The sequence below is a fragment of the Pseudomonas vranovensis genome (assembly GCF_040438935.1).
In the GTDB taxonomy this organism is placed as follows: Bacteria; Pseudomonadota; Gammaproteobacteria; order Pseudomonadales; family Pseudomonadaceae; genus Aquipseudomonas; species Aquipseudomonas vranovensis.
The window spans coordinates 739,559-759,936 of record NZ_CP159259.1; the positions used below are offsets into that span (position 1 = coordinate 739,559).

At 61.7% G+C, this 20,378-nt stretch carries 22 protein-coding genes and 1 tRNA gene; 9 read left to right on the plus strand and 14 right to left on the minus strand.

Annotated elements, in window-relative coordinates; genetic code table 11:
- Position 1 precedes the first annotated feature (1 nt).
- The gene (locus ABVN19_RS03455; RefSeq protein WP_028943721.1) at positions 2-952 is read left to right on the plus strand and encodes an alpha-E domain-containing protein; all 951 of its coding nucleotides are present in this window, start codon (positions 2-4) and stop codon (positions 950-952) included.
- Positions 949-1,746: a transglutaminase family protein gene (locus tag ABVN19_RS03460; protein ID WP_028943722.1), complete on the plus strand. Its 798-nt coding sequence runs from the start codon at positions 949-951 to the stop codon at positions 1,744-1,746. Before ABVN19_RS03455 ends, ABVN19_RS03460 begins: the two co-directional genes overlap by 4 nt.
- A 3-nt stretch (positions 1,747-1,749) precedes the next feature.
- On the opposite strand, the gene ABVN19_RS03465 is transcribed toward ABVN19_RS03460, so the two are convergent.
- Entirely contained in the window at positions 1,750-2,553 is an 804-nt protein-coding gene (locus ABVN19_RS03465; protein ID WP_105641747.1) for a cytochrome c, read from the minus strand.
- 524 nt (positions 2,554-3,077) lie between these two features.
- Between ABVN19_RS03465 and ABVN19_RS03470 the strand changes: the two genes are divergently transcribed.
- Entirely contained in the window at positions 3,078-3,806 is a 729-nt protein-coding gene (locus tag ABVN19_RS03470) for an amidotransferase (RefSeq protein ID WP_028943724.1), read from the plus strand.
- Positions 3,807-3,815: 9 nt separating this feature from the next.
- Here the strand turns inward: ABVN19_RS03470 and ABVN19_RS03475 are convergent, their stop codons facing one another.
- The 3 genes from ABVN19_RS03475 to ABVN19_RS03485 all read right to left on the minus strand — a co-directional run bounded on the left by ABVN19_RS03475 (position 3,816) and on the right by ABVN19_RS03485 (position 6,389).
- Entirely contained in the window at positions 3,816-4,787 is a 972-nt protein-coding gene (locus ABVN19_RS03475; protein ID WP_028943725.1) for a magnesium and cobalt transport protein CorA, read from the minus strand.
- Between the two features lie 65 nt (positions 4,788-4,852).
- Entirely contained in the window at positions 4,853-5,575 is a 723-nt protein-coding gene (locus ABVN19_RS03480; RefSeq protein ID WP_028943726.1) for a 1-acylglycerol-3-phosphate O-acyltransferase, read from the minus strand.
- A gap of 124 nt (positions 5,576-5,699) precedes the next feature.
- Complete coding sequence (locus tag ABVN19_RS03485) at positions 5,700-6,389, minus strand: crotonase/enoyl-CoA hydratase family protein (protein ID WP_028943727.1); 690 nt, start codon at positions 6,387-6,389, stop codon at positions 5,700-5,702.
- A gap of 289 nt (positions 6,390-6,678) precedes the next feature.
- On the opposite strand from ABVN19_RS03485, the gene ABVN19_RS03490 reads away from it, so the two are divergent.
- A tRNA-Ser gene (locus tag ABVN19_RS03490) sits at positions 6,679-6,768 on the plus strand.
- 163 nt (positions 6,769-6,931) lie between these two features.
- On the opposite strand, the gene ABVN19_RS03495 is transcribed toward ABVN19_RS03490, so the two are convergent.
- The 3 genes from ABVN19_RS03495 to ABVN19_RS03505 form a co-directional block, all read right to left on the minus strand.
- The gene (locus tag ABVN19_RS03495; RefSeq protein WP_105641748.1) at positions 6,932-9,061 is read right to left on the minus strand and encodes a TonB-dependent siderophore receptor; all 2,130 of its coding nucleotides are present in this window, start codon (positions 9,059-9,061) and stop codon (positions 6,932-6,934) included.
- Between the two features lie 202 nt (positions 9,062-9,263).
- On the minus strand, positions 9,264-9,644 hold the full coding sequence (locus ABVN19_RS03500) for a hypothetical protein (protein ID WP_028943729.1): 381 nt from the start codon (positions 9,642-9,644) through the stop codon (positions 9,264-9,266).
- Between the two features lie 103 nt (positions 9,645-9,747).
- Positions 9,748-10,941 (minus strand): MFS transporter, encoded by a 1,194-nt coding sequence (locus ABVN19_RS03505; protein WP_353632788.1) that lies wholly within the window; start codon positions 10,939-10,941, stop codon positions 9,748-9,750.
- 106 nt (positions 10,942-11,047) lie between these two features.
- Between ABVN19_RS03505 and ABVN19_RS03510 the strand changes: the two genes are divergently transcribed.
- Positions 11,048-11,935, plus strand: a complete 888-nt coding sequence (locus ABVN19_RS03510; RefSeq protein ID WP_028943731.1) for a LysR family transcriptional regulator — start codon at positions 11,048-11,050, stop codon at positions 11,933-11,935.
- 5 nt (positions 11,936-11,940) lie between these two features.
- On the opposite strand, the gene ABVN19_RS03515 is transcribed toward ABVN19_RS03510, so the two are convergent.
- A complete protein-coding gene (locus ABVN19_RS03515; protein ID WP_028943732.1) occupies positions 11,941-12,690 on the minus strand; it encodes a 3-oxoacyl-ACP reductase family protein in 750 nt (249 codons plus the stop codon).
- A gap of 123 nt (positions 12,691-12,813) precedes the next feature.
- Here ABVN19_RS03515 and ABVN19_RS03520 point away from each other — a divergent pair, with 123 nt between their 5' ends.
- Positions 12,814-13,746: a LysR family transcriptional regulator gene (locus ABVN19_RS03520; RefSeq protein ID WP_028943733.1), complete on the plus strand. Its 933-nt coding sequence runs from the start codon at positions 12,814-12,816 to the stop codon at positions 13,744-13,746.
- 19 nt (positions 13,747-13,765) lie between these two features.
- On the opposite strand, the gene ABVN19_RS03525 is transcribed toward ABVN19_RS03520, so the two are convergent.
- Complete coding sequence (locus ABVN19_RS03525; RefSeq protein WP_028943734.1) at positions 13,766-14,248, minus strand: elongation factor GreAB; 483 nt, start codon at positions 14,246-14,248, stop codon at positions 13,766-13,768.
- Between the two features lie 7 nt (positions 14,249-14,255).
- A complete protein-coding gene (locus tag ABVN19_RS03530) occupies positions 14,256-14,645 on the minus strand; it encodes a hypothetical protein (protein ID WP_105641749.1) in 390 nt (129 codons plus the stop codon).
- A gap of 121 nt (positions 14,646-14,766) precedes the next feature.
- On the opposite strand from ABVN19_RS03530, the gene earP reads away from it, so the two are divergent.
- Both earP and efp read left to right on the plus strand, forming a co-directional pair.
- Positions 14,767-15,900, plus strand: coding sequence for an elongation factor P maturation arginine rhamnosyltransferase EarP (gene earP / locus ABVN19_RS03535; protein WP_105641750.1), 1,134 nt, complete (start codon positions 14,767-14,769; stop codon positions 15,898-15,900).
- A gap of 48 nt (positions 15,901-15,948) precedes the next feature.
- Positions 15,949-16,518 carry an elongation factor P gene (gene efp / locus ABVN19_RS03540; protein WP_028943737.1) on the plus strand — a complete coding sequence of 190 codons (570 nt, stop codon included), beginning with the start codon at positions 15,949-15,951 and terminating at the stop codon, positions 16,516-16,518.
- Between the two features lie 59 nt (positions 16,519-16,577).
- Here the strand turns inward: efp and ABVN19_RS03545 are convergent, their stop codons facing one another.
- The 3 genes from ABVN19_RS03545 to ABVN19_RS03555 all read right to left on the minus strand — a co-directional run bounded on the left by ABVN19_RS03545 (position 16,578) and on the right by ABVN19_RS03555 (position 18,604).
- The gene (locus tag ABVN19_RS03545) at positions 16,578-17,006 is read right to left on the minus strand and encodes an organic hydroperoxide resistance protein (RefSeq protein WP_028943739.1); all 429 of its coding nucleotides are present in this window, start codon (positions 17,004-17,006) and stop codon (positions 16,578-16,580) included.
- 124 nt (positions 17,007-17,130) lie between these two features.
- The gene (locus ABVN19_RS03550; RefSeq protein WP_028943740.1) at positions 17,131-17,592 is read right to left on the minus strand and encodes a MarR family transcriptional regulator; all 462 of its coding nucleotides are present in this window, start codon (positions 17,590-17,592) and stop codon (positions 17,131-17,133) included.
- A gap of 58 nt (positions 17,593-17,650) precedes the next feature.
- Positions 17,651-18,604 (minus strand): LysR family transcriptional regulator, encoded by a 954-nt coding sequence (locus tag ABVN19_RS03555; RefSeq protein WP_028943741.1) that lies wholly within the window; start codon positions 18,602-18,604, stop codon positions 17,651-17,653.
- A gap of 111 nt (positions 18,605-18,715) precedes the next feature.
- Between ABVN19_RS03555 and ABVN19_RS03560 the strand changes: the two genes are divergently transcribed.
- The gene (locus ABVN19_RS03560; protein WP_028943742.1) at positions 18,716-19,465 is read left to right on the plus strand and encodes a sulfite exporter TauE/SafE family protein; all 750 of its coding nucleotides are present in this window, start codon (positions 18,716-18,718) and stop codon (positions 19,463-19,465) included.
- On the opposite strand, the gene ABVN19_RS03565 is transcribed toward ABVN19_RS03560, so the two are convergent.
- Positions 19,455-20,309 (minus strand): LysR substrate-binding domain-containing protein, encoded by an 855-nt coding sequence (locus ABVN19_RS03565; RefSeq protein ID WP_028943743.1) that lies wholly within the window; start codon positions 20,307-20,309, stop codon positions 19,455-19,457. The two genes, ABVN19_RS03560 and ABVN19_RS03565, sit on opposite strands and share 11 nt — an antisense overlap.
- Between the last annotated feature and the right edge of the window lie 69 nt (positions 20,310-20,378).

A 20,378-nucleotide genomic window follows, 5' to 3' on the forward strand; every position in this document is an offset into this window, starting at 1 on the left:
CATGTTGAGTAGAACTGCCTCTGATTTGTACTGGATGTCGCGTTACCTGGAGCGGGCGGAAAACCTCGCGCGGATGCTCGATGTCAGTTATTCGCTGTCGCTGATGCCCCAGGACGGCCGGGGCGATGGGCTGGACGAAGTGGCCATGCCGCTGTTGATCACCGGTACCCTGGACGACTACCTGGAGCGCCATGGCCAGCTGCACGCCGAACGCCTGCTGGATTTCTTCGCCCTGGACCCGGACAACCCGGCCAGCATCTACAGCTGCCTGGGGGCGGCCCGCGCCTGTGCCCATGCGGTGCGTGGGCGAATCACCGCCGACATGTGGGAAAACATAAACGCCACCTGGCTCGAGATTCGCGGCATTGCCGAGCAAGGCCTGGGTCGTTATGGCATGAGCCGCTTCTGCGAATGGATCAAGGAGCGTTCCCACCTGTTTCGCGGTGCCACCTACGGCACGATCATGCGCAATGATGCATTCCGTTTCATCCGCCTGGGCACGTTTATCGAGCGTGCCGACAACACCCTGCGCCTGCTGGACGCCCGCTACGAGATGCTTGGCGAGGAGGCCGAGGCGGTCAGCGACAGCTCCGCCCGGGGTTATTACCAGTGGAGTGCCTTGTTGCGAGCGCTGTCCTCATTCGAGGCTTACACCGAGATCTATCGCGACGCCCCCGCGGCACGGCATGTGGCCGAACTGTTGTTGCTGCGCGCCGACGTACCGCGCTCGCTGCGTGCCTGCACTGAAGAGATCGACCTGATCCTGGCCAGCCTGCCGGGCAGCAATGGTCGTGCGGCGCAGCGCCTGGCAGCCGAAGTCGATGCGCGGCTGCGCTACACCGGCATCGACGAGATCCTTGCCGAAGGCCTGCACCCCTGGCTGACCCATTACATCCCGCTGGTGCGCCAGTTGGGCAATGCCATTCACAGCGCGTACCTGGAGGCCGTATGAGACTGACCATTAGCCATGAAACTGCCTATCACTACGAGGACCAGGTTCGGGCCAGTATCCAGTACCTGCGCCTGACGCCCCACGACAGCGAGCGCCAGCAGGTACTCGTCTGGCAGTTGGACCTGCCGCGCCCGGTGCGGGCACAGCTGGACCCGTTCGGCAATATCCTCCACGTCTTGAGCCTGGACGAACCGCACTCGGACCTGATCATCGGTGCCCGCGGCCTGGTGGAAATCGACCAGAGCCGCGAAGCCGAGCATGAAGCACAATCACCGTTGCCGTTCCTGCGCTTTACCCGTTTGACCGAAGCAGATGAAGCCTTGCGCGCCTTTGCCAGCCAGCAATGCCGCAAGCGCAGGGACCGCTCGGCGCTGATCGAATTGATGAATGCGTTGAACCAGCGCATGGCGTATCGCCCAGGCAGCACGGCGGTAGATACCAGTGCAGCCCAGGCGTTCGCCGCCGGTTCCGGTGTGTGCCAGGACCATACTCATGCTTTCCTCGCCTGCGTGCGCAGCCTGGGTGTACCGGCGCGCTACGTTTCGGGCTACCTGTTCGACAGTGACAGCCAGCAGATGGCCAGTCATGCCTGGGCCGAGGCCTGGCTCGACGACGCCTGGTACAGCTTCGATGTGACGAACCAGCTGGACCGCCCCGAGCGTCACCTGAAACTTGCGGTGGGCCTGGATTATCTGGATGCCTGCCCGGTGCGCGGCATGCGGCGCGGCGGAGGCTTCGAGCAGATGCATGCCAAGGTGTTGGTAACCCCTGCCTTTACCGCTCAGCAGCAATAGGCGTCAGGGGGTCTTGCGGGTGGCCATGTGTGCAAGATAGACCAGCAGTGCATCCAGTTCCTGGTCGCTGAGCACCGCATTGCTGAAGCCGGGCATTCTGGCTTGCGGCCACTGGCGCAGGCTCTGCGGGTCGCGGATGTAGCGGCGAAGGAAGGTCGGTTGGAAGTACTCGGTAGGGTTGTGCGGCACGTTGAGGTCGGGACCGAACTGCGCATCGCCGGCGCCATTGAGGCGATGGCAGGCCAGGCAGTTCTTCTGGAACAGGGCGAACCCCAGAATGATTGGATCGCCGCTGGCCAGATCCGCAGCGGGCCGCAATGCGGGGAAGCGTTCGGCCGCCGCTGCCAGGCGGCGAATGCTGGCAACCTGGAAGGGCCACTGTTCCGGACTGATACGCCCAGCCTGTGGTTGAGTCCAGACCAGGTAGAACGGGCCGGCACTGGGTTTGTTCCGACCCAATGGGGGCCAAGGGTGTGCTGGGTCCTCAATGGCCAGCCAGGCGCGTGCGGGCCCTTTTTCGAGCAAAGGTGCGGCGGGCATCTCGGCGGCAAAGCCGTCCTCGGCCACCGCTTGCAGGTGATCGTCGGGAGCTATGCCTTCAAGCAGTACCGCAAGGGGTATGGCGCGGTAGCGCATGGTTTTCTTGTAGGACACATCGTCGGGAATCTCGATATCCCGCGCCTGGGGGTGCGCGAGCAGCTCGGCACTTTGCCACTGACGGCTGGCAGTGCCCAGGTCCAAGGTCAACTGCGCCGCCTGTAGCGGCAGGCAGAGCAGGGTCAGCAGCAGGGTGAGGCAGCGGCGCATGGGCAGACTCCAACCATCAGGGCTGGCAGAGTACCTGCGCGCCATCGCATATGGCCATAGAGAGGTCAGCCGAACAGGCGTGACAGGTTCGGCACAATCAACAGCAATGTCGTGGCGAAGAGAATGAGCCCGGCTTGACGTACTTTGGGTTGTTTGAACATGGCTGACCGCCTTCTTGTTGTTATTCCTGAGTGCCCAGTGGCTTCCTTGTCGTCGATCCGGCAAACGGGTAACGCGGTTTGACGTCCAGACGCGAACCTTTGCTAATGGGTATACAACTAACCTTAGGGTCAACGTCAGTTATGTTTTAGAACGCTTTCGTATGTTTCTATTCATTACAGTGTTTTTTGGCTATGAGGCCAAGTGCCATCCAGCAACATTTCCCCTTGCTAGACGCTTGCGAGCATTCAGCGCCTGGACCCACTACAGGTGACCGTTCGTCAGTGCATCCTACTTGCTTGCAGGCCTTATTCGGGGCAGGCTCTAGGGGGCAATCCCGCCTTTTGTCGTTCAGGACTAAATCTATGTCGTTACGCATCTGCATCCTGGAAACCGACGTCCTGCGACCCGAGCTGGTCGATCAGTATCAGGGCTACGGACGGATGTTCGAGCAACTGTTCACCCGCCAGCCGATCGCCGCAGAGTTTCGCGTCTATAACGTGTTGAACGGCGAATACCCGGAAGACGACCAGGTATTTGATGCCTACCTGGTGACGGGCAGCAAGGCCGACTCGTTCGGTGATGATCCCTGGATCGAAAAGCTCAAAACGTTCCTGCTCGCTCGCTACCAGCACGGCGACAAGTTGCTGGGCGTTTGTTTCGGTCATCAGTTGCTGGCGCTGCTGCTGGGCGGCAAGAGCGAACGTGCCACCCAGGGCTGGGGGGTGGGTACCCATCGCTATGTGATGAACGCCAAGGCACCCTGGATGAGCCCGCAAGTCGAAGAATTGACCCTGTTGATCAGCCACCAGGACCAAGTGACCCGCCTGCCGGAAAACGCCACGGTGATTGCATCCAGCGATTTCTGCCCGAATGCTGCTTATCACATCGGCGATCAAGTGCTGTGCTTCCAGGGCCACCCGGAGTTTATCCACGACTATTCGCGTGCTTTGCTTGAGCTGCGTCAGGACAACCTCGGCCAGGAGATTTATCGCAAAGGTATCGACAGCCTGGCGCACGAGCACCAGGGCAGCACGGTCGCCGAATGGATGATGCGATTCGTTGCCCACAAGCCCCACGGCACTTCGGCCTGAGGCTGTTCGCTACAACCAGCCGGACCGTTTGAAGCTTGCGAACAACGCCGTGCAGCCCACGGCGATCCCGCCCAGCACGGCGAAATAGCCGTAGTGCCAGCTCAGTTCCGGCATGTTCTGAAAGTTCATCCCGTAGATGCCCGCCACTGCGGTGGGAAATGCCAGGATCGCCGCCCAGGCGGCGAACTTGCGTTGCACGATACTCTGGCGTGACGATTCCAGCAGCATGCCGATCTCGATGGTCTGGCTGGCGATATCACGGATCCCGGCCAGGTCTTCCATCTGCCGGGTGACGTGAATCTGCACATCTCGAAAGTACGGGCGCATGTTCTTGTCGATGAAGGGGAAGGTCAGGCGCTGCAGTTCTTCGCTGACCTCTACCATAGGCGCTACATACCGGCGCAGGCGCAGGATGTCGCGGCGCAGGCTGTGCAGGCGGCGGATGTCTTCTTCCTGGAGCGAGTTGCTCAGTACGCTTTGTTCCAGCTCTTCGATTTCGCCGTGGATGGCTTCGCCGATCGGTTGATAGTTCTCGGTGACGAAGTCGAGCAGGGCGTAGAGCACGAAATCCTCGCCATGTTCGAGCAGCAGCGGACGCGCTTCGCAGCGTTGGCGCACCAGGGCGTAGGACTTGGAGTGGCCATTGCGGCAGGTGATGATGTAGCCGTTGCCAGCGAAGATGTGGGTTTCGATGAACTCCAGCTTGCCTTCGTGGCGCACGGGCGAGTAGGTGACAATGAACAGCGCGTCGCCGAAGGTCTCGAGCTTGGGCCGGCTGTGTTTCTCCAGCGCGTCCTCGATTGCCAGTTCATGCAGGTTGAACTGGCATTGCAGGTTTGCCAGTTCCTGGGCATCGGGCTCTTCCAGCCCGATCCAGACGAAGTGCCCAGGTTTACTGGCCCACTGGCTGCCTTCATCAAGGCTGATGTTGGTGACCTTTCTGCCGGCGCTGTACACCGCCGCCGCAACGACTCGTCCCATGGTGGTTCGCTTCTTCTGATTTTCGTGCCAGTAGCTTGGTCTGACACACAGGATTGAGCAACCACTCAGGCTTGTTGCAATTCAGTCTCCATCAGGTCGATGCAGCGCTGCATCTGAATCCGGCATTGCTCGGCCAGGGCAGGCACGTCCTCTTGGGTCAGGCCGCTGGTGGCAATGGGGGGCAGGGAGCGGATAATGACTTTGCTGCGGCGCCAGCTGTTGAGGCTCAGGCGCCGGGCGTAGCGGCTGACGCATACAGGCACGATTGGTACACCGGCCTCAACGGCCATGTGGAAGGCGCCCTTCTTGAACGGGATCAACTGATCGCCGGCGTTGCGGGTGCCTTCGGGGAATACCCAGATAGAGGTGTGTTTATCACACAAGGTGCGCGTGGTGGTCTGCATGGCGCGGCGAGCCTGGTAGGCGTTGCCGCGGTCAATCAGCACGTTGCCGCCCAGCCAGAACAACTGGCCGAACAGTGGAATCCATTTCAGGCTTTTCTTCCCGATGCACACGGTGCGCGGCGGCACCACGTGGCCGAGCACGAACAGGTCATGGTTGGATTGGTGGTTGGCAACGATCACACAGCCAGGCGGTTGGTCGAACAGCGGGCCGACCTCGGCCTTGACATCGAGGTGCATCAGCCAGGTGGCGGGCAGCCCGTACAGGCGCGCATAGATACGGCTGTTGTCCGGGTTGAATGGCCGGCACAGGCCGATCAGCACACCGACAATTCCGATGACAACAAAGTGCAGCCCCAACAGGAGCATGCGTACAAGAAAAAGCATTTTACGACTCACACCAGGCAAACGCGGCGCAGTGTACGGGTGTGCACTTGCGCGGGCAAACGCTCAATGAGGTCGTAACGGCCTGATTACGTAACTTTATGCAATCAGGCCTTGGTAGGGGGGATTACCCCATGTGTTCCTGGTCACGGATGATCGCGTCGTCGAGACTGTCGAGCAGGGCTTTGCGCACCTTGAGTTTGGTGTGCTTGTGCGCGTTCATGTTGATCTTCTTCAACTGGCGCGCAGCGCTCAGGGCTGCTTCCTGCAGTTGCTCGGCAGGCACCACCTTGTCGAGGAAGCCGGCATCCACGGCGCTGTTCGGGTCGAACATTTCGGCGTTGATGACCGAGCGGTGGAACGCGGAGCGACGCAGGCGGTCACGGGCAAGCTCGATACCGGCATGGTGCATGGTCATGCCGATCTGCACTTCGTTCAAGCCGATGCTGAACGGGCCTTCGACGCCGATGCGATAGTCGGCCGACAGCAGCAGGAACGCCCCTTTGGCCACGGCATGGCCTGGGCAGGCGACGATGATCGGGAAGGGGTGCGAGAGCATGCGCCGGGCCAGGGTCGAGCCTGCAGTCACCAGGCTGACGGCTTCCTTGGGGCCGGCGGTCATTACCTTGAGGTCATAGCCGCCGGAGAGAATTCCGGGCTGACCGGTGATAATCACCACCGCGCGATCTTGCACAGCCTGGTCCAGGGCGCCGTTGAAGGCGGCAATGACGTCAGGCGAGATGGCGTTGACCTTGCCGTTGCTGAGGGTCAGGGTCGCAATGCCGTCTTCGAGGTGGTAGGAAATCAGCTCACTCATGACAGGGTTCCTAAAAGGGGAGTGGAGCAGACGTTACTCAGGCCGGGCAGCGAGGTAAAGCGCTGTGACTGACTGGCCGGTCAGCGTTGCTGCCACTTTGCCTTGGCCAGCGGGAGGGTCAAGGTGGGGCCTGCCGAAGCACGCCAGAGATTGGCAGCTATGCCATCTGCCTCGGTTGTTTTCGTTATCTGGCTTAAGCGCATGAATATTCTGAAAAAAACCTTTGCCAAGCGGATCGCTTTCGACTACATTAGCGCACCTCGACGGGCTGAACGGCCTGACGATACCCGGTGAAGTGTCCGAGCGGTTGAAGGAGCACGCCTGGAAAGTGTGTATACAGGAAACTGTATCAAGGGTTCGAATCCCTTCTTCACCGCCACTTTTAGAAAAGCCCCTGGTCTGAAAAGACCAGGGGCTTTTTGCATTCAGGCTCCATCTAGAAGCCATTGTCTTGTGTCTTGCACGGAATCACGGCCGATCGCAGGCTAGCGCCAGCGGCTACAGGCGCTGGATTGCAACCGGTAGCCGTTGTCTCGGCGTTGTTAGAAGTTTACGGACGCCGACAGCCGTGCCGTCCTCGGCGCGCCCTGGAACAGGTAGCCATCGCCCAGGTATTCCCCGGCGTCCCGCCAGTAGCGCTTGTCGAACAGGTTATCCACCATCAGGCGTACCACGGTGTCGTAGCCACCGATCCGCGTGCTGTAGCGACTGCCCAAATCAAATACCGCATAGCTGCCCACTTCTACCGTTCCGGCCTGATTGGCGTATTTGCTGGCGCTGTAGCGGGCCCCGCCCAGCACAGCCAGGCCCGGGATCGGCAGGTTGTAGTCGGCCTGCAAGGTGGCGCGGAAGTTGGGCACGTTGATCGCCTGGTGATCTTCGAAGTCGGCGGTGCCAGTGTTTTTCACCCGCGCGCGGATGGCCGCAGCGCTGGCGTTGATCTGCAGGCGCTCGGTCAACCAGCCGCTGGCGCCCAGCTCCAGGCCGATGTTTTTCTGTTGCCCCTGTTGCACGTAGGTGAAGTTGCCTGCGCCGTCCGGCTGTGAATATTGATAAGCCTGGCGCAGCTGGAACAGTGCCGCACTCAGGCTCATGCGCTGCCAGTCGCGCTTGATGCCGACCTCCAGTTGGTGGGACAGGGTCGGGGCGAGTATCTCGGCAGCGTTGGTGGAAAACCACGGTGCGGTACCGCCCGTGGAGATCCCCTTGCTGTAGCTGGTGTACAGGGAGATATCCGCACGCGGCTTGTAGATCAATGCGGCGTTGGGCAGTAGTTGATAGTCGCGGGTGTGCCGGCCGGGGGTGCCGTCTTCAGCAAAGGTCTTTTCATCCAGTCGCACCAGGCGTGCGCCCAGGACTGTTTGCCACTGTTCGTTGAAACTGATCCGGTCGCTGGCAAACCCCCCGTACTGGCGGCTGTCCAGGCGGCGGGTGCTATGGCCCACTGTTTTGTCGGACGGTTCGAGTATCGGTGTCTGCTGGTAGATATTGCCGCTGCCGATCCATTCGTTGAAATACGGGCGCTGATCCAGGGTACGACGCTGGGCGCTGGCCCCTACGGTCAGTTCGTGGCCCAGGCCCAGTGCGTCAAATCGGCCATTGAGTGCTGCCTGTGCTTCATCGGTGCGGCGGGTATCGTCGGGGCTGCGGTAGTCGTAGATGTCATAGTCACCCGCGCTGCTGAAGTACGCACCTTCGCTGGAACCCCAGGCAAAAGCGCTGTAGTCGTCGATCACCACCTTGCTGTGCGAGGCACTCAGGGTGCCGGTCCAGCTGTCGTTGAAGCGGTACTCGAAGCGCCCGCCCAGGTTCCGCGAGTCGATGCTCACAGGGTTGGCCCATTGCTGGTAGGCCAGACGGTCGTGAGGATCGATGTCATGGGGCAGGCTGTTGCCGCCGAGTAATTGATAACCCGGCACCGACCGCTGCTCACGGTGCTGGTACTCGGCATCCAGTTGCAGCAGCGCGTCGGGGTTGATCTGCCAGTCGAAGGCCAGGGCAGCAAAGTCGCGCTTGCCGTCGGCATGATCGACATAGGAGCGAATGTCTTCATGGGCAAGGTTGGCGCGCAGGCCGAACTGACGCTCGCTGCCGAACCAGCCACCCAGGTCGGTGGCGATGTAGCGCTCACCTTGCTCGTTGCTCGACACCGTCACCGAGCGTACGTCTTCAGGGCGCTTGGTGACGTAGTTGATCAGGCCGCCTGGTTCGGCGACGCCACTTTGCAAGCCGGACAAGCCCTTGAGCAATTCCACCTGCTGCTTGTTTTCCAGCGCAACGCTCTGCTCGCCCGCGATGGTCTGCCCGTTGATCTTGTAGCTGATGGCGGCATTGAGCTCGAAGCCGCGCACGTTGAAGTTCTCGTAGTAGCCGATCGGCGCGTAGCTTTCGCCCACCGAGGCGTCGCTTTGCAGGAGTTCGCTGAGTGTTCGCACCTGGCGATCGACGATCAACTGTTGGCTGAACACGGCAACCGACGCGGGCGTCTCCAGCAAGGGGGCTGGCGCAAAACCTGCCACCGACGCGTCATCAACCTGATAGCCGTCGCTGTACACCTCGGACACCTTCACGGGGGCCAGTGTGATGCTGTCCTGCGCCAAACTGTGCGAGGCGGGCAGGGCCAGGCTCAAACCGAGCAGGCTCAAGGACAGGTGAGGGCGGGGCAGGGACATGCAGAAGGCTCCTTGATGGCATGCAGCAGGCGCACCGTTATGCCTCGATGCGGTCCGGGGTGAATTCGAAGAACGGATGGGGAGTCAGGCTTGCCGGCATTGCGCCAGGCAGGCGGGCGGGCATCTTAGCAGGGGTGACCGGGTCGCGGTGCCCCTGTTTGCGCAGTGCTTGGTATCAATGACGAACCAGGCGCAGGGCGATTCAGCGGTTGGTGGCGGGCAACACTTGCCGGCGCCACTGGCCGTTGATTTTCGACCAGGTCTTGCCGTCGGTGATGGCCATCAGCTTGCGACCATCCTTGAAGGTAGCGAGGAAGGTCACCTCCTCTTCCTTGCCGCCCAGCCAGAGGCCGGCAATCAGGCCGACGGGGCCTGCCACCAGCGCCCCCGCCACGCCCCAACCCAAGGCGCTGCCCAGGCGGCGACTGGACTCCTGATTGGCAACGATAAGGTCGCGGATACGGGTAAGGGCGATTTTTTCCCCGGGGTTGGGGCTGCGGCAGGTCTTGAGTGTGAGCGATCCATTGCGAAATTCGCCCTCACCTTGCAAGAAATCGCCGGACTGGACCGTGAGTCTTGTCATTGTGTCATCCGATTTGAAGGGGCTGTTGACCAATCCCTACTCAGCGCTCGGGGCGGCTACAAGTCAATGCTCAGGCGACGGAGGGTCGCCTGAGCGGTGCCGCTCACGCCGTGCGCGCGCCCAGATTGCGCTGGCGTTCGGCCAGGCTCCAGACCAGCAAGGCCAAGCTGCCGATGACAAGGCCGGCAATCACAATGGCATTCCAGCCATGGGCCTGGAACAGTTGGGTGCCGAGCAACGACCCCAGCGCTCCGCCTATGAAGTAGCAGGTGATGTCGCCGGCGTTGAGGCGGTTGCGCGCTTCCGGACGCAGGGCGATCACCGCATTCTGGTTGCTCACATGCACCAGTTGCACGGCCAGGTCCAGCAACAGCACGCCGATCAACAGGGCCACCAGTGATGTCTGGGCAAAACCCAGGGGGATCCAGGACAGCAGCAACGCCAGCAGCCCGACCGTCGTCCCCAACGGCCCCTTGCCGCGGTCGGCCAGCCGGCCGGCCCAGTTGGCCGAGAGCGCACCGGCAGCACCCGCCAGGCCGAACAGGCCGATGACCGCGTCGGAATAGTGATAGGGCTCGGCCGCCAGGAGAAAGGCCAGGGGAGTCCAGAACAGGGCGAACAGGCTGAAGGCCAGCAAGCCGAGCAGCGAGCGCAGGCGTAGCACTGGCTCATCGACGAACAGGCGAAACACAGAACCGATCAGTGCCGGGTAGTTGAGCCCGGCATGCTGGTGCCGCTCAGGCAGCGCGCGATACAACGCAATGGCACACACTGCCATCAATGCGGCGGCGAGCAGGTAAATGCTGCGCCAGCCGCCGAGCTCGGCCATGAAGCCGGCGGCGGTGCGCGCCAGGAGAATGCCCAGCAACAGCCCGCTCATCAAGGTTCCAACCACTCGGCCCCGTTGGCTCGGGTCACTCAGGCCGGCAGCCATGGGCACCAGCACCTGGGCCACCACCGAGAACAGACCGGTCAGCGTCGTGCCCAGCAACAGCCAGAAAAGGCTTGGCGAGAAGGCACTTATCAACAGCCCCAGCGTGCTGATGCCAATCATGCTGACAATCAGTCGGCGTTGCTCGAACAGGTCGCCCAAAGGCGCCAGCAGCAACAAGCCGGCGCCATAACTCAACTGGGCGGCAATGACGATGGCCCCGGCACTGGCAGTGGTCAGGCCGAAATGCTCGGCAATGCTGTGCAATAGCGGCTGGGCGTAGTAGTTGCTGGCTACGGCGAGGCCGGTGGCAGTCGCCATCAGCAGGATCAGGCCGCGGCTCAAGGGGGAGGTGGAGGTGGTCATGGACCGTCTCGATCAGTGGCAGTTAGGAAGTGACAGTATCGGAAATACGCTAGCATGACGCCAATGTATCGTTTTCATTCTATCCATCTTGAAAATAGATTGATCCATGAACCTCAAGCAAATCGAATATGCCCTCGCAGTCGTGGATACCGGCAGCTTCACCCGCGCCGCAGAGCGTTGCCACGTCGTGCAGTCGGCCCTCAGTCACCAGATCGCCCGGCTGGAGGAAACCCTTGGTGTCAGCCTGTTCGAGCGTAGCTCGCGGCGGGTACGCCTGACTCCAGCGGGCGAGGCATTCGTGCAGAGCGCCCGGCCCGCACTGGAGGCCACCCGGCGAATTGCCGAAGACGTGGCTGCCGCCTGTGGCGAGGTGCGTGGGCAGTTGTCCATCGGCGAGATTACCTCGCTGACCGAACTGGACCTGGTCGACTTGCTGGCCGGTTTTCATCGCCAGTATCCACGAGTGGATATCCGCTGGCTGATGGCCAAGAGCGAACTGCTGATTGCTGACGTACGCGAGCGGCGACTGGATGTGGGGTTCATCGGTGTGTGGCCGGGGGAGCGCCTTGAAGGCGTCGAGTACCGTCTTGTGGCCGAAGAGGAGTTGGTGGCGGTATTGGCCCTGGATCATCCACTGGTGGTGGTCGAGGGCTTGTCGTTGGCGCACCTGGAAAACCAGCCGCTTGTGGATTTTCCGGCGGGAACGGGCGCCCGTCGCCAGACCGACGAGGCGTTCGCTGCTGCCGGCTTGGGCCATCGAGTGCAGTTCGAGGTGACCAATGTTCGCCTGGTCGAGAAATTCGTCCAGCGCAAGCTGGCAGTGGGGTTGGTGCCGGCGCGTATTGCCGAGTCGTTCAGGGAGGTGGCCATTGCAGCCGTACGCGATGCACCGCGGCGCCACCTCTATGTGATCTGGTCGAAAAACCCTACTCCGGCCGCCAGGGCGTTTGTTCAGATGATTGAACAAAGCCTGGACGCCAAGCAAGGAGGTTGACTGCATCAGGCAGCGAAGCCGCCATCGATGGTCAGGCTGGCACCGGTGATATAAGCCGCATCGGGACTGGCCAGGTAAGCAACGAAGCTGGCGATTTCTTCGACTTCGCCGTATCGCCCCACTGCCATGTAGCCCATCAGGCTTTCAGCGAACTCGCCCTTGGCCGGATTCATCTCGGTATCCACCGGGCCGGGTTGCACATTGTTGATGGTGATGCCCAATGGGCCGAGGTCCCTTGCCAGGCCGCGGGTCAGGCCGACCAGCGCCGACTTGCTCATGGCGTAGGGGCCGCCACCGGCAAAGGGCATGCGTTCGGCGTTGGTACTGCCGATGTTGATGATGCGTCCGCCCTGGCCCATATGCCGGGCCGCGGCCTGCGTGGCAACGAAGACACTGCGCACGTTGACCGCAAGGGTGCGGTCGAAGTCGTTCAGGTCGAACTCCAGCAAGGGCGCAACGGCCAGTACACCGGCGTTGTTGACCAGGATGTCCAGCCTGCCAAACGTATCCACCGTGGTTTGCACGGCTTGCTGCACGGCGCTGGCATCGGCGCTGTCAGCCTGGATGGCGAGGGCTTTGCCACCGTTGGCAATGATGCTTTGTTGCAGCGCCTGGGCCTGTTCGGTGGCGTGGGCGTAGGTAAAGGCGACACGGGCGCCTTCGGCGGCCAGGCGTTTGACGATTGCGGCGCCGATACCGCGTGAACCGCCCTGGACCAGGGCCACTTTGCCGTTGAGGCGAATTTGGGTCGACATGCTGTGCTCCCGAAAGAACAAGGCCGAATGCCTTGGATGACGCCCAGTATCGGCGCCGTATTACCCTCTGAATAGCCGGTAATCGCTATAGTCTGTGTAAACCACAAGTATGGAATTGTCGCCTTGGAAACCTTCAGCAGTCTCGAATGCTTTGTGCGCAGTGCAGAAGTGGGCAGCTTCGCCGAGGCTGCCCGCCGCTTGAGCCTGACGCCGGCGGCGGTGGGCAAGAACGTCGCACGCCTGGAGGCGAACCTGGGCGTGCGCCTGTTCCAGCGCAGCACCCGACGCTTGACCCTGACCGAAGCCGGCCAGCGGTTTCTGGGGGAGGTGGCGGGGAGCCTGCAGACCATCCAGTATGCGGTGGCCAACCTGGCCAGCGCTGAGGGGCAGCCGACCGGCACCTTGAAGGTAAGCATGGGCACGGTGTTCGGGCGTTTGTACATCGTGCCGCTGTTGGGCGAATTTCTGCAGCGCTATCCGGCCATCAGCCCGGACTGGCACTTCGATAATCGTCAGGTCGACCTGATCGGCCAGGGTTTTGATGCCGCGATCGGTGGCGGCTTTGATCTGCCCCAGGGGGTGGTGGCGCGCAAGTTGACCCCGGCACACCGGATTCTGGTGGCGGCCCCGGCGTTCATCGAGCGCCACTCGCCGATCAGGCAGCCCGGCGATTTGCAGGCATTGGACGGCATCCTCATACGTTCACCGCAGACCGGGCGGGTACGTTCCTGGCCATTGACCAATCAGCAGCAGGAACAAAGCCCGTTGAACATTCGGGTGCGCATGACCATGAGTGACTCGGAGGCTGCCTGCGCGGCTGCGCAGCAGGGGTTGGGCGTGGCACTGGTGAGCATGCCGTTCGCGGTGCCCTACCTTGAGGCGGCAAGCCTGGTGCGGGTACTGCCGGACTGGTATGTGGATGACGGTAACATCTCGCTCTACTACGCAGAGCACAAGCTGCTACCGGGCAAGACGCGAGCCTTCGTGGATTTCGTCCTCGAGCAGTTTGCAGCCCAGGGCCTGGCACAGAAGTTCGACGCAAGCCTCAATCGGTAGGCGCGGACCTTCCCCGCGATCAGCAGACCCCAACCACCCAAAAATGCTGCTGCCTGCCCCCCAGCACCAGGCTGACTTCTTCATCAACTCCTTTGCCAATCAAGCCTTGGCCCAGAGGCGAGCGCGGAGTGATCACTGTCACCACTTCGGCCCCCTGGCCAATCTTCATTCCCGCAGCTTCTGGTCCGAGAAACAAGCGCTGGCAACTGCCATTGTCGGCCTCCAGTGTAACCAGGTTACTGACCTGGATACCGCATGACGAGTCGTAGTCACGCAGCACCAACTGCAGGTAGGCGGCTCGTGCCTGGCGGATCTCTTCCATGCGCCGGGCTTGCCCGGTCGCCAGGTAGGAGGCCTCCAGGCCCAGGGTGTCGTACTTGTTCTCGGCAATGTTCTCTTCGGCGGTGGCCGTTTCATAGGCGGTCTGCGCCGCCCGTTGAACCACGTCCAGGTCCAGGCTCAAGGTCTCGATGATGCGGGTGAGCAGTTCGGCTTTGTTCATGATGGCGTCAGTTACAGAATTCCAGGACAAGGGCGCGGCTCTTTTCGGTCGGCGCGTTACGGTTTTGCTGCAGCCAGAACTGGCACTTGGGGTTGGACAGGTTGCGCATACTGCTTTGGGCCTGATCCTCGGCCTGTTGCACTTCCTGATTGCGCAGTATCCGTTTGTACTGCTCGAACATCCGGGTTTGCTGGTCAACTTCCGGTGTGACGCTTGCCGGAGCCTCGGTTGGCGGTACGACCTGCTGGGTCAGGGGCTGCGCGGTTTCAGGCAGAAGGCGCCATGCCAGCCACAGGCTCAGGGCAATGGCGAGGGCGCCCAGCCACAGGCCCAGGGCCACACACAGAATCAATTGCACAGGCTTGAGGGTGATCTTCAATTCGCGAGGACGGGGCATGACGGCCTCCTGGCCAGGACACGGTCGGCCATTCTCGCACGGCCAACAGGTTTTTTTCCTGCCAGGCTTTTGTCTGCGATGATTTACCCGGACAATCGGCGCTTTTGCCAAGGGGCCCGCGATGAAAGCGCATTGGGACATCTTCTGTTGTGTCATAGACAACTATGGCGACATCGGCGTGACCTGGCGCCTGGCCCGGCAACTGGTGGCCGAGCAGGATGTCGAAGTGCGCCTGTGGGTGGATGACCTGACGGCCTTCGAACGTATCTGCCCCCAGGCCGTGCCCGGCGCTGCGCATCAATGGCAACAAGGGGTTGAAGTTTGCCACTGGCTGCCTGAGTGGCAGGAAACGTCCGTGGCGGACGTTGTAATCGGTGCCTTCGCCTGTCAGCTGCCGGCCGCCTATGTACAGGCCATGCTCGACCGTCCCCGCGCTCCGTTATGGCTGAACCTTGAATACCTGAGTGCAGAAGACTGGGTCGAAGGCTGCCATGGCTTGCCATCACCCCAGCCCAATGGCTTGCGCAAGGTGTTTTTCTTCCCGGGCTTTACGTCCAGGACCGGAGGCCTGTTGCGTGAGGCGAGCTTGCTGGCGCGGCGTGAGGCGTTCGAGCAGGCTCCGGCTGCACGAGCAGCGTTTCTCCAGGGGCTGGGCGTCGCTCCGGTCGGCGATGCTCGCCTGATTTCGCTGTTCGCGTACGAAAATTCGGGCCTGGCCAGCTGGCTCGATGCCCTGGCTGCCGACAGTCGTGCCAACCATCTGTTGGTGCCCGAGGGTCGTATTCTTGGAGATGTACAGGCCTGGCTGGGCGAGGGCACCCTGCAGGTGGGCAGCGTGGCCACGCGCGGCGCGCTGACGGTGCAGATCCTGCCTTTCGTCAGTCAGGATGAATACGACCAGCTGTTGTGGTGCTGCGATTTCAATGCCGTGCGCGGCGAGGATTCGTTTATTCGCGCGCAATGGGCGGGGCGGCCGCTGCTCTGGCATATTTATGTGCAGGAAGAGTACGCCCACTGGGAAAAGCTCGAAGCGTTCCTAGATCACTACGTCGCAGGGCTGTCGCCTTCAGCCAAGACGGCCATCGTCGAGTTGTGGCGCGCCTGGAACATGGATCGCGACATGGGCCAGGCCTGGCAACAGGTGCTGGAGCACTGGAACGAGCTCGACCAGCATGCCCGCCGCTGGAGCGCGGCACAGGCCGCTCAGCCGGACCTTGCCACGGCGCTGGTACAGTTTTATCGAAATTGGCTATGATACGCGGCCTCGATTTTTGTAAATCCATCCAAATTCGGATATCTCGCAATGAAAACTGGTAAAGAACTGAAACCCGGTACCGTACTGCGGATCGATAACGACCCGTGGCTGGTCCAGAAAGCTGAATTCACCAAGTCGGGCCGTAACAGCGCGATCATGAAGACCAAGCTGAAGAACCTGCTGACCGGCTACAAGACCGAAACCGTTTACGGTGCGGACGACAAGCTGGACGACGTGATCCTGGATCGCAAAGAAGCGACCCTGTCGTTCATCAGTGGTGACACCTTCACCTTCATGGACACCACCGACTACACCATGTACGAGCTGAACGCCGAAGACATCGAGGCCGTTCTGCCCTACATCGAAGAAGGCATGACTGACGTCTGCGAAGCCGTTTTCTTCGAAGAGCGCCTGGTATCGGTTGAACTGCCGACCACCATCAGCCGTAAGGTTGTCTACACCGAAAACGCTGCTCGCGGCGACACTTCGGGTAAGGTAATGAAGCCAGCCAAGCTGAGCAACGGTACTGAAATCCAGGTTGCCGACTTCATTGAAATCGACGAGATGATCGACATCGACACTCGCGATGGCAGCTTCAAGGGCCGTTCCAAGAAGTAATTCTTGCGCCCACTAAAAACCCGGCCTTGGCCGGGTTTTTTTATGCCTGGGTTTTACCCTCAGACCGTGACATGCAGGCGTACATCAACATTGCCGCGGGTGGCGTTGGAGTACGGGCACACCTGGTGCGCGGCGTCGACCAGGGCCTGGGCATCGGCTTGTTCGAGGCCGGGCAGGTTCACATGCAGGTCGATGTCCAGGCCGAATCCGCCTGGGATCTGGCCGATGCCCACGCGGGCCTTGATCGAACTGTCGGCAGGAATGGCTTTTTTCTGCTGGCCGGCAACGAACTTCAGTGCGCCGATGAAGCAGGCCGAGTAGCCGGCGGCAAACAGTTGCTCGGGGTTGGTAGCAGCGCCGCCTGCGCCGCCCAGCTCCTTGGGCGTGGCCAGGGCGATATCGAGAATGCCGTCGCTGGATTTGGACCGACCATCGCGACCGCCGGTGGAGGTAGCTTCTGCAATGTACAGCGGAGTGACCTTTTGCATCTTGAGCCTCGCATGGATTGCGCCGTGGCGCTGAGTGGGTACGGGAATTAACTTAGCGCGCAGTTATTTAGTGCGCAAGTTAATTTTTCGACCTTGCTACGAACGGTCACTCACAGCATAGACCTCAAAGGCTTTGTTGCAGGTTGGCCCGCAGCTCCAGCAGTTCGGCCTGCAACTGTTGAAGGCGCTCAAGGCTCTGTCCGCTGGCGCCGAGGATGCACGGTGGGACGCGTTTGGCCTGCTCCTTCAGGGCCTGACCCTGTTCGGTCAGTTGCACCAGCACCACCCGTTCATCGTCGCGGCTGCGAGTACGCTTGAGCAGCCCCTCGGCTTCGAGGCGCTTGAGAAGCGGCGTCAGCGAGCCGGGGTCGGTCAGCAGGCGGTGGCTGATTTCACCCACGGTCAAGCCGTCCTGCTCCCAGAGCACGAGCATGGCGAGGTACTGTGGATACGTCAGGCCGAGCGCTTGCAGCAATGGTTTGTAGACCTTGGTCATGAGCAGCGAGGTGGAGTGCAGGGCGAAGCACACCTGGTTGTTCAGAAGCAATTCGTCGCACGGGCCTGGGGCTTGGGTATCGGCGTTCATGCAGTTCCTTTGATCAGTTGATCCTTTGAATTTAGCACGCTGTTCATTAGCGCACTTATTACCAGCGCAGCTCGCTTTGCACGGCCAAGTCCCAAGGGGGCACCGGGCTGAAGCGGCTCTTGAGGAATTCGAGCAGCAAACGGCTGCGAGAGTTCGTTTCATGTTCCAGGCGCAAGGCGTAAATGCCGCTGGACTCGGCCGGTGGCAGGCCGCTTTCGCAAAACAGAGGCAAAAGCTCACCGCGCAACAGGTAGTCGCTGATCAGCCAGGTGGGCAAGTGGGCGATGCCCAGGCCGGCGAGGGCGCCGAACAACAAGGTTTCGGCGTTGTTGGCACTCATGCGCATCCGCGTCGGGCGGTACAGGCGCAGTTGGCCCTCCACCGCGAAGCGCCAGGCGAAGGGCGGCGCCAGGCCGTCCCAGTCCAGGCCGTCGTGGTCGGGTAGCTCGGCCGGTGTGGCAGGAATGCCGCGGGCAGCCAGGTACGCGGGGCTGGCACAGGCAATGCGCACCATCTTGGCCAGGGAAGTGGCCACCAGGCGGGTGTCCGCCAGCGGACCTGCGCGCAGTACCAGGTCGACTTCGCCCAGGTGCGAGCCGTGCAGGTCCACAAAGCTGTCGATCAGGCGTAGCTGTACATCGAGCCCGGGATAGGCCACCAGAAAGTCGGCAATGGCGGGTGCCAGGTGGCGACGGCCAAATGCTGCCGGGGCGTCGATGCGAATCAGGCCCTCCGGAGCATTGCTCAGTGACACGGCTTCGGCGCGGGCCAGGCGCAGCTCTTCGACGATGCGCCGCGCTCGCTCGGCGAAGGCATTGCCCGCTGGGGTGGGGCGTACGGCATGGGTACTGCGCACGAACAGGCGGCTGCCAATGGCGCTTTCCAGGGTGTCGATGCGCCGCGCTACCGCCGATGGGGTCAGCGGGTGTCGGCGGGCGGTGGCGGAAAAGCTGCCGGTTTCCAGCACGTCCAGGAACAGGCTGAGTTGTTCGGTCAGGGTGTCAGGGTTCATTTCGCGAGATCTGCTTTTGCGTAAAGTGCATAGCCATTGTGCGTTGCTGTGCGTTTCCCCGCTAGCATCGGGTCGGTAGCATGCACCGATTGGATTTCTTGAGAGGCAGCAATGATCGAGTGGGCGATGTACATAGCGCTGGGCGCGGCACTGGGAACCGTCGGAGGATTGTTCGGTATCGGCGGGGGATTGATCGCGATTCCCGCGCTCGGTGTGCTGTTTGGACTTGATCAGCAGCTGGCCCAGGGCACGGCGCTGGTGATGGTTGTACCTAACGTGCTGCTGGCGTTGTGGCGTTATCACCAGCGTAATCGGATCGAACTGCGCCATGCCTTGCCGTTGGCGATCGCCAGTTTCGCCTTTGCCTGGCTGGGTTCGATCTGGGCTGTAGGTGTCGATGCCCAAGCCATGCGCTTTGGCTTCGTGCTGTTTCTGGTAGCTCTGGCGGCCTGGAACCTGGTGCGGATGTTCATGCCCAAGGCGCAGCCTAGCAGTGAGATGCGTCACGGCTGGCCTTGGCTGGGGGTGCTGGGTGGGGGCGCCGGTGTGCTGGGCGGCCTGTTCGGTGTGGGTGGAGCCGTGGTGGCAACGCCGGTGCTTACCAGTGTCTTCGGTACCACCCAGGTGGTTGCCCAGGGGCTTTCGCTGGCCCTGGCAGCGCCGAGTACCGCGGTGACATTGCTCACCTATGGTCTCCACCAGCATGTGCAGTGGAGCATGGGCATACCATTGGCGATTGGCGGGCTGCTCAGCATCAGCTGGGGGGTGAAGCTGGCTCACGCCTTGCCGGAAAGAGTCTTGCGCACGCTGTTTTGCGGTTTCCTGGTGGTCTGCGCAGTGATGCTCGCCCTCAAGATCTGAAGCCTTCGACGATGTAATCCGCCATGCAGTCGATCATCTGCGACTGATGGGGGCCGTTGCGCAGCAGCATGATGCTTGCGGTCGGCAACTCCGGCAGGCCCTCGGCCTCGCCGATGATTCGCAGGTCGCTGGTGATCAGGCTCTGCAACTGGGCCGTGACGGCCAGGCCGGCGCTGACCACCGCCATGATCGCCGGGGTGCTGGCACTGGTGTAGGCAATGCGATATTCCTTTCCGAGCGCGTCGAGGGCGTTGCAGGCCCAGGTCCGGCAGCAGCAGTCGGTGTTGAACACCGCCAGTGGCAGGGGCGTGTGTTCGTGCGGGCAAAAGCCTTGCGCCTGCACCCACACCGCACGCTCGCGACGCAGCAACTGGCCGACCTCATGGCCGGGTTCGCAGGTGATGATGGTCATGTCCAGGTCCTGGCGCTGCATCAATTGGCGAGAGCTCTCGCAATGCACCTCCACCTGGATCAACGGGTAGGCCTGGGCGAAGCTGGACAGAATGCCCGGCAAGAATCGCATGGCATAGTCATCCGGTGTGCCAATGCGCACCGTTCCGACCATATGGGGCATGCGCAGGGTGTTGAAGACTTCGCCATGCAGCTTGAGGATGCGCCGGGCATAGCCAAGCAGCACCTGGCCTTCGGCGGTCAGACGTACCTGGCGCCCGTCCCGTTCGAATAGCTGACGCTGGATGATGTCCTCTTCCAGGCGTTTCATCTGCATGCTGACCGCCGACTGAGTGCGGTTGACCACCTCCCCGGCGCGGGTGAACCCCCCGTGTTCGGCGATCGCCACAAACGTGCGCAGGACCTCGGAATCGATACTCTGGTACTGGGACAAGGCATCAATCTCCTAGATGTATTGCATCAGGAACATTCGTTGGATTGATCTTAGACCCGGGCTGACACT

Excerpts from the sequence above, each read along its gene's own strand:
- ABVN19_RS03455 (WP_028943721.1), top strand. The coding sequence starts at position 2 with ATGTTGAGTAGAACTGCCTCTGATTTGTACTGGATGTCGCGTTACCTG.
- ABVN19_RS03460 (WP_028943722.1), top strand. The coding sequence starts at position 949 with ATGAGACTGACCATTAGCCATGAAACTGCCTATCACTACGAGGACCAG.
- ABVN19_RS03465 (WP_105641747.1), bottom strand. The coding sequence starts at position 2,553 with ATGCGCCGCTGCCTCACCCTGCTGCTGACCCTGCTCTGCCTGCCGCTA.
- ABVN19_RS03470 (WP_028943724.1), top strand. The coding sequence starts at position 3,078 with ATGTCGTTACGCATCTGCATCCTGGAAACCGACGTCCTGCGACCCGAG.
- ABVN19_RS03475 (WP_028943725.1), bottom strand. The coding sequence starts at position 4,787 with ATGGGACGAGTCGTTGCGGCGGCGGTGTACAGCGCCGGCAGAAAGGTC.
- ABVN19_RS03480 (WP_028943726.1), bottom strand. The coding sequence starts at position 5,575 with ATGCTTTTTCTTGTACGCATGCTCCTGTTGGGGCTGCACTTTGTTGTC.
- ABVN19_RS03485 (WP_028943727.1), bottom strand. The coding sequence starts at position 6,389 with ATGAGTGAGCTGATTTCCTACCACCTCGAAGACGGCATTGCGACCCTG.
- ABVN19_RS03495 (WP_105641748.1), bottom strand. The coding sequence starts at position 9,061 with ATGTCCCTGCCCCGCCCTCACCTGTCCTTGAGCCTGCTCGGTTTGAGC.
- ABVN19_RS03500 (WP_028943729.1), bottom strand. The coding sequence starts at position 9,644 with ATGACAAGACTCACGGTCCAGTCCGGCGATTTCTTGCAAGGTGAGGGC.
- ABVN19_RS03505 (WP_353632788.1), bottom strand. The coding sequence starts at position 10,941 with ATGACCACCTCCACCTCCCCCTTGAGCCGCGGCCTGATCCTGCTGATG.
- ABVN19_RS03510 (WP_028943731.1), top strand. The coding sequence starts at position 11,048 with ATGAACCTCAAGCAAATCGAATATGCCCTCGCAGTCGTGGATACCGGC.
- ABVN19_RS03515 (WP_028943732.1), bottom strand. The coding sequence starts at position 12,690 with ATGTCGACCCAAATTCGCCTCAACGGCAAAGTGGCCCTGGTCCAGGGC.
- ABVN19_RS03525 (WP_028943734.1), bottom strand. The coding sequence starts at position 14,248 with ATGAACAAAGCCGAACTGCTCACCCGCATCATCGAGACCTTGAGCCTG.
- ABVN19_RS03530 (WP_105641749.1), bottom strand. The coding sequence starts at position 14,645 with ATGCCCCGTCCTCGCGAATTGAAGATCACCCTCAAGCCTGTGCAATTG.
- earP (WP_105641750.1), top strand. The coding sequence starts at position 14,767 with ATGAAAGCGCATTGGGACATCTTCTGTTGTGTCATAGACAACTATGGC.
- efp (WP_028943737.1), top strand. The coding sequence starts at position 15,949 with ATGAAAACTGGTAAAGAACTGAAACCCGGTACCGTACTGCGGATCGAT.
- ABVN19_RS03545 (WP_028943739.1), bottom strand. The coding sequence starts at position 17,006 with ATGCAAAAGGTCACTCCGCTGTACATTGCAGAAGCTACCTCCACCGGC.
- ABVN19_RS03550 (WP_028943740.1), bottom strand. The coding sequence starts at position 17,592 with ATGAACGCCGATACCCAAGCCCCAGGCCCGTGCGACGAATTGCTTCTG.
- ABVN19_RS03555 (WP_028943741.1), bottom strand. The coding sequence starts at position 18,604 with ATGAACCCTGACACCCTGACCGAACAACTCAGCCTGTTCCTGGACGTG.
- ABVN19_RS03560 (WP_028943742.1), top strand. The coding sequence starts at position 18,716 with ATGATCGAGTGGGCGATGTACATAGCGCTGGGCGCGGCACTGGGAACC.